This is a genomic window from Streptomyces sp. NPDC002076, assembly GCF_053593835.1.
Genome location: NZ_JBSFDI010000001.1, coordinates 508,692 through 523,293 on the forward strand (window position 1 = coordinate 508,692; position 14,602 = coordinate 523,293).

A 14,602-nucleotide genomic window follows, 5' to 3' on the forward strand; every position below is an offset into this window, starting at 1 on the left:
ATGGCTGAGGCCCCCTCCAGCTCGGCCGGTTCGGATCTGGCATCCACCGTGCACCACGCCACTGACAATCGCTCTGACGCGTAAATAGGTGCAGGTCAGGGTGGCGTGAGGCAGATCTGGGTGCCCGGTGGCCGTGGTGGTCGCCGGGTGCCAGGGCCCTGGGCGTCAGGCTGCGTCCTCGATCGGGTGGAGGGTGACGGTGTAGCCGAGCTGGTTGAGCGCGGTGATCGCGCGGCGGGTGGCGCGTTCGGGGTCACGCTGGGCGAAGTAGGTGCCGCCGAGCTCGTGGTAGGGCACGTTGTCGGTGAGCATGTGCCAGATCGCGGTGATGATCGAGTGCTCGACGGCGACCAGGGCCTTCATCGGGCCGCGGCGGGCGGTCAGCCGCTTGTAGCGGGCCTGCAGGTAGGTGTTCTTGGTCCTCACCGCGCCGAAGGCGGCCAGGCCGAGGGCTCCTTTGAGGTACGGGTTCCCGGGGCGGACCTTGGTGTTCTTGGTGCGGCCGGCGGACTCGTGGTGGCCGGGGCAGACCCCGGCCCAGGACGCGAGGTGCCTCGCGGAGGTGAACCGGGCCATGTCGGCGCCGGTCTCCGCGATGATCACTTCGGCGACGGCCTGGTTGATGCCGGGGATGGTGTCGAGCAGGTCGAGGGCGGGACGAAAGGAGGCCATCGCCTCCTCGATCCGTTCGTCCAGCTGTCCGATGGCGTCGGTGAGCTGGTCGTAGTGGTCCAGGTGCAGCCGGGTGAGGAAGGCGTGGTGGTCGCGGAAACGGCCGGTCAGGGCCTCGGTGAGTTCGGGGATCTTGTTGCGGAGCTTGCGTTTGGCCAGGTCCGCCAGCGTCTGCGGGTCGCGTTCCCCGCCGATGAGGGCCTCCAGCATGGCCCGGCCCGAGACGCCCATGATGTCGGAGGCGACCGCGGCGAGTTTGATGCCGGTGTCCTCCAGCAGCTTCTCCAACCGCTGGACGATCTGCCCGCGTTCGCGGGTCATCTGGGTGCGGGCCCGGGTCAGGTCCCGCAGTTCGCGCACCGGTGCGGGTGGCACGAACGAGGGGCGGACCAGGCCGTGTGCGCCGAGCTGGGCCAGCCAGGCGGCGTCGGAGACGTCCGTCTTGCGGCCGGGCAGGTTCTTGACCTGCCGGGCGTTGACCAGGATCACGTTCAGGTCCTCGGCCAGCAGGTAGTAGAACGGCTTCCAGTAGTCCGAGGTCGCTTCGATCACGACGAGGGTGACCTCGGCAGCGACCAGATGATCCCGCAGGGCGAGCACGGCGTTCGTGGTCGAGCCCCAGGTCGTGGTCTCGTTGGTGAACGAGCCTCGCCGTTTCGTACTCGGGCTGCGGACACACGCCTTGGCGTCCTTCTTGCTGATGTCCACACCGGCGCAGCGTTCGTGCAGCACGTCCACGGCCCCGCTCCCTCCCTCACCGAACGGCCAAGCGGTACGCCGTTCCGGGAGGGCCAGGGTGAAACAGGAATTCTGACGCCCGTGCTTCGCAGCAACACTCCACGGTTCCCGTGGACGGCCCTCAGCGCCACGCTGACCTGCGAGCTCACCGGCATCACAGAGCAATCGGCTTCGGCCGGAACGAACCCCACCAGCGTCCCGGACCGGCATCAACCCCCGTCAGGGCAGACAGGAAGCACCTCGGCGCGCGCCACGGCATTTACCACGCCCCCGGCGCGCACCGAAGGTGCGCTGGATCGCTGACCTGTGCAAACGCCCACGCCGGACGGATTGTCAGTGGCGGGCCCTACCTTCGGAGACATGACTGAGCAGGGGGTGCGCTGGACCGCGGAGCAGGTGCTGTCACTGGCGCCTGACGCCGCGTCACGCAAAGCGGGAGGCAAGCTCGGCACGGCCGGTCCGTGGTCCGAGGCGGGAAGCAAAGAGGGGACGGTGTGGGGGCTGTGCAAGGGCAGCGGCAGCAGGCCGTACCAGACGGTGGTCGATCTCGCCGACGCGGCCGGACCGGCGTACAAGTGCAGTTGTCCGAGTCGTAAGTTCCCGTGCAAGCACGCGCTCGGACTGCTGCTGCTCTGGGCGGGCGGCGACGACTCGGTGCCGGCGTCCGCGGCGCCGCCGGACTGGGCCGAGCAGTGGCTCGCGGGCCGACGCAGGCGCACGGAGAGCAGACAGGGCCGGAGCGAGGGGAGTTCCGGGAGCGGGTCCGCCGATCCGGAGGCGGCCCGGCGGCGGACCGAGCGCCGGGCCGAGCGGGTGACAGCGGGTGCGACGGAGCTTGAGCAGCGCCTCGCGGACCTGCTGCGCGGCGGCCTGGCCGCGGCCGAGCAGGCGGGGTACGGCCTGTGGGACGAGACGGCGGCCCGGATGGTCGACGCCCAGGCTCCCGGACTTGCCGCGCGGGTACGGGAGTTGGGGGCGATCCCGGCATCGGGCGCGGGCTGGCCGGCCCGGTTGCTGGAGGAGTGCGCGCTGCTGCACCTGCTCGACCAGGGCTGGCTGCGCCGCGACCGGCTGCCGGACGCCCTCGCGGCCACGGTCCGCTCCCGGCTGGGCCTGCCCGCCACGGCGGACGGCGCGCCGCTCCGCGACCGCTGGCTGGTCCTCGCCCAATACGACACGGTGGACCCGAAACTGACGACCCGCCGTATATGGCTGCACGGTGCCTCCTCGGGCCGCACCCGGCTGCTGCTGTCCTACGGCGCGGCCGGCCGGGCTCCCGAGCTGTCCCTGCCGGTCGGGCTGGCCCTGGACGCGGAGCTGTCCGCCTATCCGGGGGCGGGCCAGTCCCGGTCCGCCCTGGGCGAGCGGTTCGCCCCTCCCGCACCGGCCGCGTTCCGCCCACCGGGCACGAGCACGGCCGAGGCGGCGGTCCGGTACGGCGAGGCGCTGCGCGACGACCCCTGGCTGGAGTCCGTCCCGGTGACGCTGGACCGGGTGATACCGGTCCCGGACGGCGACCAGTGGCAGTTGGCCGACGCCGACACGGACTCCGCCCTGCCGCTGGCCCGGGCCGCCCGCTCCCGCCCCGGCCTGTGGCGGCTGGTCGCCCTGTCCGGCGGCGCCCCGGTCAAGGTCTTCGGCGAGTGCGGCCACCGCGGCTTCACCCCGCTCACGGCTTGGGGCGGCACGGGCGAGGCGGTGTCCCTGTGCTGACCGATCTGCCGGCAGAACGCCGGCGCGTCCCGGCACACCGAGCCGAACCAGCGGCGCATTCAGGCACACCGGGCCGAGCGCATGCCACCGACCGACCCACCAGAACCGCGCCGACGCCTTCAGGCACACCCGGCCCAGAAGGCACCGCCAACCGATCCGCCAGGACAGAGCCGGCGCCTTCGGACGCACCCGCGCGCAGCGACACCGCCAACCGATCCGCCAGAACAACGCCGACACCTCCAACCACCCCCGGCCCAGGCCGCATCGTCGAGCCGGCCGGCCTGCCGGAAGTCACCGGCACCCCTCGGACAGGCGCAGGGAAGGGAACGCGATGAATGGGACGACGACCTCGGCCGACGTGGACGCCACGGCCGCGGCAGGCTCCTGGGAAGACCTGGTGACCACCGCTCTTCTCGGCACCGACCGGCGCCCCGCCGCATACGCCGGGTCCGGCCGGGAGGCACCCCTGGCGCTGCTCGACGAGGCCGCCGTGGCGACCGTACGGCGGCGGGCCGGGCTGCGGCCCGCGCGGGCGGCGCGCCGACCGGAACCGGCACCCGAGGATCCGCGTCCGGCCCTGCCCGCCGCGGCGGCCCGCAGACTCACCACGCTGCTGGCCGACCGTTCCGGCGGCGGAGGCGGCGGCCGCCGGGGCAGCTCCCCGGACCTCATGGAACTGCTCCCGCAGTGGCTGGCGGCGGCCAACGCGCACGGATACGCGGCACCTCCGCAGACGCTGCCCGCCCTGCTGGACGCGGCCCGGGGCCGTACGGACCTGCGCCCGGCGGCGCTGGCGTTCGCGGGCCCGCGGGCGCTGTGGCTGGCCCGGCTGAACGCGGACTGGCGCTTCGCGCTGCGCGCAGCCCCCGGCGGCGGCGCCACGCTGCCCGACCCCGGCGACAGGGAGGCGGTGCGCAGGCTGTGGCAGGAAGGGCTGTTCGCCGAGCGGGTCGCCCTGCTGGGCGCGCTGCGCGCGGGTACGCCCGCGCTCGCGCGCGAGTTGCTCATGTCGACCTGGCCGACGGAGCGGGCGGAGGACCGGCTGATGTTCCTCGACTCGCTGCGCACCGGCCTGTCGGCTGCGGACGAGCCGTTCCTGGAGCAGGCGTTGGGTGACCGCAGCCGCAATGTGCGGGCGACGGCGGCCGAACTGCTGTCGGCGCTGCCCGCTTCGGCGCTCGCCGCACGCATGGCCGTACGGGCCGCGGCATGTGTGGCGCTCGACCGCACGGGGAACCCGCCGGCGATCGTGGTGGAGGCGCCGGCCGAGTGCGACTCCGGCATGGAGCGCGACGGTGTGGTGGCCACACCTCCCGCAGGCAGAGGGAAACGATCATGGTGGCTGGGGCAGTTGCTGGAGGCAGCCCCGCTCCGCACCTGGCCCGGACGGCTCGGTGGACGGACGGCGGAGCAGATCGTGGCCCTGCCGGTGACGGACGGCTGGCAGGGCGAACTGCACGCGGCCTGGTGCCGGGCGGCGGTGCGGCAGCGGGACGCCGAGTGGTCGAGGGCGCTTCTCGGCTCACCGTCGGCGCCGGAGGCCGGCGGACCGGGCGCGGTGTCGCTGGCGGAACGCGCGAAGCTGCTGGCCACGCTGGACACGGCGGAACGGGCCGCGTGGGTGGCCGGGTTCATCGCCACACATGGGCTGTCGGAGGCGTTCCAACTGCTCGGGGTGTGCGCGGTGCCCTGGGCCGCGCCACTGGGCCGGGCGGTCGTGGACGCGCTCAACATCGCGCGGGACGCGGGCAGTTACCCATGGAGCTTCAGCGGGGTGATGGGGCTCGCCGAGCGCTGCCTGGACCCCGCGGAGGTCACCCGGCTGGAGGCGCTGCTGGCGATACCCGACGAACGGGAGGACGCCGCGCCGGGAGCCGGAGGCTACTGGGCTGAGGCGTTCCAGCGGCTGGTGACCACGCTGCGGCTGCGGGCGGAGATGGCGCAGGAACTGGCCACGGTCAGCCCGCACAGCCCGTCCGGAGCTTGAGGACGAGGCCGTTCGACCCGAAGCAGGGCTCCGGTGGCGGCGGCCCACAGGGACACCGGCCGTCCGCTCGCCGAACCGCCGGCCCGACCGACCGGACACGGTCGTCCAACCGCCGGACGCGGTCGCTCAGCCTCCCGACGCGGCAGGCTGACGGACGTTCTCCCGCACCCACTCCACGATCGACGCGGTCGTCGCGCCCGGCGTGAAGATCTCCGCGACGCCCTTCTCCTTCAGCGGCGGGATGTCCTCGTCCGGGATGATGCCACCGCCGAAGACGAGGATGTCCTCGGCCTCGCGCTCCTTGAGCAGGTCGATCACCGCAGCGAACAGCGTGTTGTGCGCGCCGGAGAGGATGGACAGGCCGATCGCGTCGGCGTCCTCCTGGATGGCGGTGTCCACGATCTGTTCCGGCGTCTGGTGGAGCCCCGTGTAGATGACTTCCATACCGGCGTCGCGCAGGGCACGCGCGATGACCTTGGCTCCTCGATCGTGGCCGTCGAGCCCCGGCTTGGCGACCACCACGCGGATCGGACCCGCTGCCACACCCATCACTGCCTCCATCAAACGACCACGGAAGCGATCGCTTCCGTCCGTAACGACAAGTACCGCACTTTTGGCGCGTTCCGCCACCCGTCGTGAAGTGAACGAACGTTATCTCCAGCATCCCGCAACCGGCAGTTTTACGGTGCGCGGCGAGGGGGAAATCACATGGTGGGACATGAGGGCACACGGGGGATCGAGCCGTCCTCCGGTGTGCCGACAGGAGGTCGGCCAATGAAGGTCACCGGGGTACTGCCGCTCTTTCTCCCGTTCTGCCGGCGCCTGTGGCCCGGCAGACTCGCCGGAATCTCCGTGGCGCTGCTGAAGGCGACCGCCCTCGAGGCCGCGATCCTGGCCTGCCATCTCCTGCTGTATCCGACCGGCCTCACCCAGGAGCGCCGCGCCCCTTTCCTGCCCGCCGGCGACGGCACCGCCCGGCTGCCGGTCCGCTCCGGCCCGCCGGTGGTGCTGCTGCACGGTTTCATCGACAACCGCTCGGTGTTCCTGCTGCTGCGCCGCAACCTCGCCCAGCACGGCGGGCAGCAGGTCGTATCGCTCAACTACTCCCCGCTGACCTGCGACATCCGCGCCGCCGCCGAGTTGCTCGGCCGGCACGTCGAGGAGATCTGCGAGCGCACCGGCAGCGACCAGGTCGACATCGTGGGGCACAGCCTCGGCGGGCTCATCGCCCGCTATTACGTGCAGTGTCTGGGCGGTGACCTGCGGGTGCGCATCCTCGTCACGCTGGGTACACCTCACTCGGGGACCAGTGCGGCACCTTTGGCCAACGCCCATCCCATCGTGCGCCAGATGCGGCCCGGTTCGGGGGTGATCGAGGAGCTGGCCCGGCCCGCGCCCGGCTGCCGTACCCGGTTCGTCAGCTTCTGGAGCGACCTGGACTCCGTGATGGTGCCGCTGGAGACGGCCTGCCTGGAGCACCCCGACCTCGACGCGCAGAACGTCCGGGTGACCGGCATCGGACATCTCGCCCTGCCCGTGCACCCCGCCGTCGCGGCCGGGATACGCGAGGCCCTCGACTCCCCGCACCCCGGGGACCGGGTCGCCGACGGTCTCACGGTGGCGTGATCTGTCCGGCGTCGGAGTGACGCACAGGTGACGAACAGTCACCATACATCGAACACCAATCGAACTCTCGGCCAAACTCGTGTCCTGGGCCCCCCGAAACGCCGCCGAATGCCCGTTTCCGGCGGGCGCGAAACCAGCCGAAGATTGTCGCGTCCAGGTACCGGCGGGTACAGTCACCGCACTGCTCTGGCAGCCCCTGTTGTCGAGGCGAAAGAGAAGTTGGTGAACGACCGTCACCCGTCGGGGACCATGACCACCCCGGCCCCGGCTTCAGACGCCTCCGCCGCGCACTACGCGCCGTACGGGACGCATGGAGCCCCCTACGGCGACTTCACCACGTACGGCGGCTACGAGGCCACCGGTTTTCCGGACGGCACCGGCACCTTCGCCGCGGACCCGCTCTTCGGCAGCCTGCCCGGCGAGCAGAGCACCGGCGCGTACGACAGCACGCAGTGGCAGACCGGCCAGACCCCGAACTACGACCCGTACGCGGCCCAGCACCACGCCGCCTACGACTCCGGCGTCTACGACTCCACCGCCTGGACGATCCCCGCCCAGGCGACGGGCAACGACATCAGCGGCCAGTGGGACGCGAGCGCCTGGCTGCAGCCCGACCAGTCCGGGATCGCCCAACCGACCCAGCAGTGGGCGTGGGGCACCCAGACCTTCGAGTCGGGCACCTTCGACGCCACACAGTGGAATTCCGGCGGCCAGGCCGCGCCGGCGGAGGCCGAGCAACCTGCCGAACCGTTCGGCCAGCAGGCCACCGCCACCTTCGACCAGGTCGGCGACCCGCAGGCGACCGGGGCCTTCCCGCAGGTTCCGTACGGGCAGACCCCGTACGAGGACGAGGTCCCCTACGACGAGGTCCCCTACGAGGACACCGCCTTCGACGAACAGCAGGTCGGGGACGGCGGGTCGGGCACCGCGGGTGAACAGCCCGCCGCCGAGCTGCTGGACGACCAGGAGGACATCGCGCCGGCGCCCCGCGCCGGCTCGCGCAGCGCCGCGCGCTCCCGCCGGCGCACGACCGCGAAGCGCTCCGCGCTGCTGACCATCGCCGTCCCCTCGGTCTGTGTGATGGGCGTCGCCGGGATCGCCGCCGCCTCGGTCGGCGCGCTGACGGACAACGGACACGACACCACGGCCTCCGCCTCGGACACGCACGCGGTCAAGGCCTCGGTCGCCAACAGCAAGCTGGACACCCAGCTCAAGACCCTGTCCGCGGGCGCCCATGACTTCGCCGACCGGGCGAGCCGGACGCAGGAGCGGATCGACCTCAAGAACCAGCAGGAACTGGAGCAGAAGAAGGCCGCCGCGGCTGCCGCGCTCAAGGAGCGGCTGCGCCCCAAGTTCGTGCTGCCGGTCACGCAGAAGGGGCTCAGCGCCTACTTCGGCCAGGCCGGGGTGAACTGGATGTCCGTGCACACGGGCATCGACTTCCCGGTGTCGTACGGCACCACGGTGATGGCCGCGACCGACGGCGTCGTCTCCACCAAGTGGAACAGCGCCTACGGCAACATGATGATCGTGACGGCGAAGGACGGCACGCAGACCTGGTACTGCCATCTGTCCAGCTACCGCGTCGCCTCCGGGACGTCCGTCAAGGCCGGCCAGCCGATCGCCTACTCCGGCAACTCCGGCAACTCCACCGGCCCTCACCTGCACTTCGAGGTGCGGCCCGCGGGCGGGGCGGCCATAGACCCGCTGCCGTGGCTGCGGAGCCACGGGCTCGACCCGACGTAGAGCCCGGGGGCTTTCGCCCCAGACCCCCTACGGCCTCTCCCCTACAGCTTCTCCACCGGCGCGTACCGCAGCAGCAGTCGCTTCGGCTTGGCGTCGCCGAAGTCGATCGTCGCCTCCGCGTTCCCGCCCGTGCCCTTCACGGCGACGACCGTGCCGAGCCCGAACTGGTCGTGGGTGACCCGGTCCCCGACGGCGAGGGCTACCACCGGCTTCTCCGTGGTGCGCCGCGTGGCGAACCCGGACGCGCCTGATGCCGAGGAACGCGAGCGGGTCGAGGACAGCGAGGCCGCGATCCCGGAGGCCGGGCCGGAGGACACCTGCGCCGCCGCTCCCGTCCGCTTCCAGTCCACATGGGTGGCCGGGATCTCCTCCAGGAAGCGGGAGGGCGGGTTGTACGACGGCTGGCCCCAGGCGCTGCGCATCGCCGACCGCGTGAGGTAGAGCCGCTCCCGCGCGCGTGTGATACCGACGTAGGCCAGGCGCCGCTCCTCCTCCAGCTCCTTGGTCTGGCCGAGGGCGCGCATGTGCGGGAAGACGCCGTCCTCCATGCCGGTCAGGAAGACGACCGGGAACTCCAGGCCCTTGGCGGTGTGCAGGGTCATCAGGGTGATGACGCCGGAGCCTTCCTCGTCCTCGTCGGGGATCTGGTCGGAGTCGGCGACCAGCGCCACCTGCTCCAGGAAGTCGGCCAACGTGCCCTGTTCGCCCTCCCCGCGCTCCTGCTCGAACTCCAGGGCCACCGCCGCGAGTTCCTGGAGGTTCTCGATGCGGGTCTCGTCCTGCGGGTCGGTGGAGGCCTGCAACTCGGCCAGATAGCCGGTGCGCTCGAGCACCGCCTCCAGGACGGTCGCGGGGCCCGCACCGGACTCGACGATGGTGCGCAGGTCCTCCATCAGCGTGTTGAACCGCTTGACGGCGTTGGTGGAGCGCGCGGCCATGCCGTACGCCTCGTCCACGCGCTTGAGCGCCTGCGGGAAACTGATCTTCTCGCGCTGGGAGAGAGCGTCGATCATCGCCTCCGCGCGCTCGCCGATGCCCCGCTTGGGCACGTTGAGGATGCGGCGCAGCGGCACCGAGTCCTCGGGGTTGGCGAGCACGCGCAGATAGGCCAGGACGTCCCGGACCTCCTTGCGCTCGTAGAAGCGGACCCCGCCGACGACCTTGTAGGGCAGGCCGACACGGATGAAGACCTCTTCGAAGACACGGGACTGGGCGTTGGTGCGGTAGAAGACGGCGACATCGCCCGTCCTGGCCTCGCGCGCGTCGACCAGACGGTCTATCTCGTCGGCGACGAACTGGGCCTCGTCGTGCTCGGTGTCGGCGACGTAACCGGTGATCCGCGCGCCCTGGCCGGCGTTGGTCCACAGGTTCTTCGGACGGCGGGACTCGTTGCGCTCGATGACCGCGTTGGCGGCGGACAGGATGGTCTGTGTGGAGCGGTAGTTCTGCTCCAGCAGGATCGTCGTCGCGTTCGGGTAGTCCTCCTCGAACTGGAGGATGTTGCGGATCGTCGCGCCCCGGAAGGCGTAGATCGACTGGTCCGCGTCACCCACGACGCACAGTTCGGCGGGCGGGAGGTCGTGCTCGCTCGGCGGGGTGTCCTCGCCGTGTTCGCCGGTGCCGACGAGTTCACGCACGAGCGCGTACTGGGCGTGGTTGGTGTCCTGGTACTCGTCGACGAGGACATGCCGGAAGCGGCGGCGGTAGTGCTCGGCGACGTCCGGGAAGGCGCGCAGCAGGTTGACCGTCGTCATGATCAGGTCGTCGAAGTCGAGCGCGTTGGCCTCGCGCAGGCGCGACTGGTAGAGCGCATAGGCCTGGGCGAGGGTCTTCTCGAAGCCGTCGGTGGCCTGGGCGGCGAAGTCCTCCTCGTCGATCAGCTCGTTCTTCAGGTTGCTGATCTTCGCGCTGAACGACTTCGGCGGGAAGCGCTTGGGGTCGAGGTCCAGGTCGCGGCAGACCAGGGCCATCAGTCGCTTGCTGTCGGCGGCGTCGTAGATGGAGAAGCTGGAGGTGAAGCCGAGCTTCTTGCTCTCCCGGCGCAGGATGCGCACGCACGCGCTGTGGAAGGTCATCACCCACATCGCGTTCGCGCGCGGGCCGACGAGGTGCTCGACGCGCTCCTTCATCTCGCCCGCGGCTTTGTTGGTGAAGGTGATCGCGAGGATCTGGCCCGGGTGCACATGCCGCTCGGCGAGCAGGTGGGCGATGCGGTGGGTGAGCACACGGGTCTTGCCGGAGCCGGCGCCGGCGACGATGAGCAGCGGGGAGCCGGCGTGCACTACCGCGGCGCGCTGGTTGTCGTTCAGCCCCTCCAGGAGCGCCGCCGCGTCGAGGGCGGGACGCGGGGCGCCGTCGCGGTAGTACGCGTCCCGGTCCGGTGGCACGTCGAACTTCCCGCCGAACAGATCGTCCGGAAGCGGCTCCGGAGCATGATCGTCCTCGGGCGGCGGCGGGGGCTCCTCCTCGCGCCCGCGAGGGGCCTGGAGGTCCGCCAGGAAGCTGTCGTCAAAGAGGCTGCTCATCGCTCTACGAGTCTAGGGCGCCCCACCGACAACCGGTCGCCGTCCCCGGAACACGACCGGTCCGGAAAGGAGTTGATCTTCACCGCCGAAGGGCCCGCGCCCTGCTCACACAGGGGAACCACCCGATGACACAGAAGCGAAACCTGACTCAGGTCACGAAAATGTATCGGACATATCACGCACCAACCTTCACAGGGGTCACACGAGTTGGCTAGCGTGCGTTCGGGCCGCACGACCCCTACCGGCGAACCTCGCCGGGCCGCGCGGCCCCCGCCGAGTCCGGCGTGCCCCGCAGGGCGCCCGGAGCCGGGGACCCACCGACCTTTGGGGTGAATCGGCCGGCTCCCACCCGGGACGCCGCCGTAGGGCAACCCTTCCGAACCACCGCCCGAACCCGACAGCTAACCCGGTAGGCGGCCCACTGGAAGGAGTCGCCTCTCTTGGCGTCGCACCGCAAGCCGCGCCCCGGCGGGACCATCGGAACCGGCCTTCGCGCTCCCGCCCTCGCCACCGCCGCCCTCACCTCCATGGCCGTGCTCTCGCAGACCGCGGAGGCCGCCCCGAGTACCGATCGCGCCAAGCCGAGCCTGGAGGAGGTCGAGAAGAAGGTCGACGATCTCTACCGCCAGGCGGAGTCGGCGACCCAGAAGTACAACGCGGCCAAGGAGCGGACCGGCAAACAGCGCGGCCGCGTCGACGCCCTGCGCGACGACGTCGCCCGGCGCACCGCACGCCTCAACAAGGCCCGTGAGGAGCTGGGCTCCTTCGCCGCGGCCCAGTACCGCACCGGCGCCGCCGCTCCGGACACGGCCACCTTCCTGCTGGCGAACGACCCGCAGGACTACTTCGACCAGACCCAGCTGATGAACCGGCTGACCTCGCGGGAGAAGAGCGCGGTCGACGACTACATCGGCGAGCAGGCCGCGACCATGAAGAAGCGGCGGGAGGCCGCGGAGAGCCTGCAGACGCTGAGCGACTCGCAGCACGACCTGCAGACCGCCAAGGCCACCGTGCAGAAGAAGCTGGCCTCGGCGCGCGAGCTGCTGTCGCAGCTGACGGCGCAGGAGAAGGCGCGGCTGGCCGCCATCGAGCGGCAGAAGGAGCAGGAGGCGGCGCGCAAGGCGGCCGAGCTGGCGAAGCAGCAGGCGGCTCAGCAGCAGGCCGACTCGTCCTCGTCGTCGTCCACCTCCACGGGGTCCGGCTCCGGATCGGGTTCGACGGGCTCCGGCTCGACGGGGTCCACCACCACGTCCAGCTCGTACGACACGAAGGCCCAGAAGGCGATCGCCTTCGCCCGCGCGCAGATCGGCAAGCCGTACGTGTGGGGCGCCACCGGGCCGGACTCCTACGACTGCTCGGGCCTCACCCAGGCCGCCTGGAAGGCCGCCGGCGTCACCCTCCCGCGCACCACGTACGACCAGGTCAACGCGGGCACCACGGTCTCGCTCGCCGACGCGCGGCCGGGCGACCTGATCTTCTTCTACGACGACATCAGCCACGTCGGCGTCTACATAGGCAACGGCATGATGATCCACGCCCCGAAGCCGGGCGCGTACGTCCGCGAGGAGTCGATCTACTACGGCGGCGAGTCGATCATCCACAGCGTGGTCCGCCCGGGCTGACCACCCACCCCGGGCACGGGCGCGCCCCGCTCCACGCGCGTGTGCCGTCGAATCGCCGGACCACGCGCGCATGTGCCGACGTCTTGGGGCCTCGCCTCGAGGCCTCCGGGCGTGCGTCGGCCGAGCGCGTGCCGATGCGCGCGTACGGGCGTTTTCCCGCCCACGCGCGCGTGCGGCCGTTCCTCCGTCGATGCGCGCCACGTGCCGGCCTTCCTGCGTCCACGCGCGCCGCGTGCCGACTGTTCCTCCGTCCACGCGCCATCGACCTTCCTGCGTCCACGCGCCACCGGCTTCCTGCGTCACGAACCCGGCGCCGGCTTCTTCCGGTCCGCCGCGCGTACCGGCGTTTTTGCTGTCCACACGCGCGTGCCCTTCCGGGCGGGACCCCCGCGGCTCCCTAGCATCGGGCGCATGCCCGGCATCTCAGGTCTGCGCATGTGGTGGGCGGGGCGGTCTCCCGCGGCCGGGGCCGCCGTGATGGCGACCGGCATCCTGTCGGTGGGGCTGCACATGACCGGCGACGAGACGCTCTCCCAGGCGGTGCTGGCGCTGGCGTGCGTCGCCTGGGCCGCGCTGGCCGCCGAGTTCCTGCTGCGGCTGGTCGGCGAGCGGCAGCGCTGGGCGACCGAGGCGGAGAGTCCGGGCGCGCTCACCTCCGTCGCCGCGACCACGGTGCTCGGCACCCGGATCTCGGCGCTGGGCCTGCGGGCCCTGGCCGAGGCGCTGCTGGCGCTCGCGGCGGTGCTCTGGCCGGTCCTGCTGGTCCTGGTCGTACGGCGCTGGAGGCCGCGCATGCCGGGGGCGGTGTTCCTGTGTTGTGTGGCCACAGAGGGGCTCGCCGTACTGGCCGCCACGCTGTCCACGGCCGGGCGCACGGCGTGGCTCGCGCACACCGCCCTGGTGCTGTTCTGGCTCGGCCTGGTGCTCTACGGCCTGGCGCTGGCCCACTTCGACGCACGGCAGGTGCTGGAGGGGGCGGGCGACCACTGGATCGCGGGCGGTGCGCTCGCGATCTCGGCGCTGGCCGGGGGAAACCTGCTCATCGCCGGGGACTCGGGCATGTACCTGTGGAACGCCGACGACCGCGGCGTGCTGCGCACCGCGACGGTCGCACTGCTCGTGCTGGATCTGGTCTGCTACGTCGTCCTGCTGGCCGCCGAGGCGGCCCGGCCCCGGCCCGGCTACCACGCACTGCGCTGGGCGACCGTGTTCCCGATGGGGATGACGGCGGTGGCGACGCTGTCCGTCGCGACCGTCTTCGGCGTCCCGTGGCTCACCTGGCCGGGGCGGGTGCTGCTGTGGGCGGCGGTGGCGGTGTGGCTCGCGGTCGCCGCCAGTGCGGTGCTCGCGGCCCGCGCCGGCGGCAGGGACGGATGACCGTCAGGTCCACAGGACGGCGATGAAGATGTTCGCCATGGTCAGCAGACCGACCACCCCGAACACGCCCTTGTCGATCTTCTCCTCGTCGCGCTTCACATAGACCAGCCCGAGGATCACGATCAGCAGCGCCAGCTTGATGCCGATCTTGATGGTGTTGACGTGGTGGTCGTCGGCCTGGTTGAGGCCGACCAGGACCACGCCGGTGACCAGCATGGTCAGCGCGCCGTGCAGCATCGCGGGCACGAACCGGGCCGTGCCCTGGCCCATCGCCTTCATCTGGGTGAGGAAACCGCCGAGCAGCGCGGCGATGCCGATGATGTGCAGGCCGACGAAGAGATGGATGAGTGCGTCCATGGGCCCGGAGCCTAACCAGGGGACCCGGGGCCTCCTGCCACCGGCCCCGGACACAGCGGTCGGCGATCGTACGGACGATCTTGCATATATGCGCCCCATAGCACCCCACGCCTCCCGTCCGTCCCGCTTTCCGCACTTCGGTCACCACGCTCTGTGAAGACGACGACTCCAGAACGGTCACATGGTCACTTGCGGTCACATCCCGGTCCATCCAGGCCAGTTCCGTACACTGCGTTACC

Annotated in this window: 10 protein-coding genes and 1 riboswitch; of the genes, 6 read left to right on the forward strand and 4 right to left on the reverse strand. The window is 71.5% G+C overall.

What is annotated here, in order from left to right; genetic code table 11:
• Nucleotides 1-165: 165 nt before the first annotated feature.
• The gene (locus tag ACWCQS_RS02385) at nucleotides 166-1,410 is read right to left on the reverse strand and encodes an IS110 family transposase (protein ID WP_451002735.1); all 1,245 of its coding nucleotides are present in this window, start codon (nucleotides 1,408-1,410) and stop codon (nucleotides 166-168) included.
• Between the two features lie 360 nt (nucleotides 1,411-1,770).
• On the opposite strand from ACWCQS_RS02385, the gene ACWCQS_RS02390 reads away from it, so the two are divergent.
• The gene (locus tag ACWCQS_RS02390; RefSeq protein WP_451002736.1) at nucleotides 1,771-3,123 is read left to right on the forward strand and encodes an SWIM zinc finger family protein; all 1,353 of its coding nucleotides are present in this window, start codon (nucleotides 1,771-1,773) and stop codon (nucleotides 3,121-3,123) included.
• 331 nt (nucleotides 3,124-3,454) lie between these two features.
• Nucleotides 3,455-5,110 carry a DUF5691 domain-containing protein gene (locus ACWCQS_RS02395; protein WP_451002737.1) on the forward strand — a complete coding sequence of 552 codons (1,656 nt, stop codon included), beginning with the start codon at nucleotides 3,455-3,457 and terminating at the stop codon, nucleotides 5,108-5,110.
• A 126-nt stretch (nucleotides 5,111-5,236) separates the two neighbouring features.
• Here ACWCQS_RS02395 and ACWCQS_RS02400 read toward each other — a convergent pair whose 3' ends face one another.
• Nucleotides 5,237-5,659, reverse strand: a complete 423-nt coding sequence (locus ACWCQS_RS02400) for a cobalamin B12-binding domain-containing protein (RefSeq protein WP_171153566.1) — start codon at nucleotides 5,657-5,659, stop codon at nucleotides 5,237-5,239.
• Nucleotides 5,660-5,884: 225 nt separating this feature from the next.
• Here ACWCQS_RS02400 and ACWCQS_RS02405 point away from each other — a divergent pair, with 225 nt between their 5' ends.
• Both ACWCQS_RS02405 and ACWCQS_RS02410 read left to right on the forward strand, forming a co-directional pair.
• Entirely contained in the window at nucleotides 5,885-6,736 is an 852-nt protein-coding gene (locus tag ACWCQS_RS02405; RefSeq protein WP_451002738.1) for an esterase/lipase family protein, read from the forward strand.
• A gap of 222 nt (nucleotides 6,737-6,958) precedes the next feature.
• Entirely contained in the window at nucleotides 6,959-8,482 is a 1,524-nt protein-coding gene (locus ACWCQS_RS02410) for a peptidoglycan DD-metalloendopeptidase family protein (RefSeq protein WP_451002739.1), read from the forward strand.
• Nucleotides 8,483-8,523: 41 nt separating this feature from the next.
• Here the strand turns inward: ACWCQS_RS02410 and pcrA are convergent, their stop codons facing one another.
• Complete coding sequence (gene pcrA, locus ACWCQS_RS02415; protein ID WP_451002740.1) at nucleotides 8,524-11,007, reverse strand: DNA helicase PcrA; 2,484 nt, start codon at nucleotides 11,005-11,007, stop codon at nucleotides 8,524-8,526.
• Nucleotides 11,008-11,312: 305 nt separating this feature from the next.
• Nucleotides 11,313-11,418: riboswitch (cyclic di-AMP (ydaO/yuaA leader) on the forward strand.
• Nucleotides 11,419-11,447: 29 nt separating this feature from the next.
• Between pcrA and ACWCQS_RS02420 the strand changes: the two genes are divergently transcribed.
• Together ACWCQS_RS02420 and ACWCQS_RS02425 are read left to right on the forward strand one after the other, a co-directional pair.
• Complete coding sequence (locus tag ACWCQS_RS02420) at nucleotides 11,448-12,629, forward strand: NlpC/P60 family protein (RefSeq protein ID WP_451002741.1); 1,182 nt, start codon at nucleotides 11,448-11,450, stop codon at nucleotides 12,627-12,629.
• Between the two features lie 411 nt (nucleotides 12,630-13,040).
• Nucleotides 13,041-14,006, forward strand: coding sequence for a tellurite resistance/C4-dicarboxylate transporter family protein (locus ACWCQS_RS02425; protein ID WP_451002742.1), 966 nt, complete (start codon nucleotides 13,041-13,043; stop codon nucleotides 14,004-14,006).
• Between the two features lie 3 nt (nucleotides 14,007-14,009).
• On the opposite strand, the gene ACWCQS_RS02430 is transcribed toward ACWCQS_RS02425, so the two are convergent.
• On the reverse strand, nucleotides 14,010-14,363 hold the full coding sequence (locus ACWCQS_RS02430; protein ID WP_451002743.1) for a hypothetical protein: 354 nt from the start codon (nucleotides 14,361-14,363) through the stop codon (nucleotides 14,010-14,012).
• Between the last annotated feature and the right edge of the window lie 239 nt (nucleotides 14,364-14,602).

What these genes read in the sequence shown, in the direction of transcription:
- ACWCQS_RS02425 (WP_451002742.1), top strand. Translation starts at nt 13,041, where the DNA reads ATGCCCGGCATCTCAGGTCTGCGCATGTGGTGGGCGGGGCGGTCTCCC.
- ACWCQS_RS02390 (WP_451002736.1), top strand. Translation starts at nt 1,771, where the DNA reads ATGACTGAGCAGGGGGTGCGCTGGACCGCGGAGCAGGTGCTGTCACTG.
- ACWCQS_RS02400 (WP_171153566.1), bottom strand. Translation starts at nt 5,659, where the DNA reads ATGGGTGTGGCAGCGGGTCCGATCCGCGTGGTGGTCGCCAAGCCGGGG.
- ACWCQS_RS02395 (WP_451002737.1), top strand. Translation starts at nt 3,455, where the DNA reads ATGAATGGGACGACGACCTCGGCCGACGTGGACGCCACGGCCGCGGCA.
- pcrA (WP_451002740.1), bottom strand. Translation starts at nt 11,007, where the DNA reads ATGAGCAGCCTCTTTGACGACAGCTTCCTGGCGGACCTCCAGGCCCCT.
- ACWCQS_RS02430 (WP_451002743.1), bottom strand. Translation starts at nt 14,363, where the DNA reads ATGGACGCACTCATCCATCTCTTCGTCGGCCTGCACATCATCGGCATC.
- ACWCQS_RS02405 (WP_451002738.1), top strand. Translation starts at nt 5,885, where the DNA reads ATGAAGGTCACCGGGGTACTGCCGCTCTTTCTCCCGTTCTGCCGGCGC.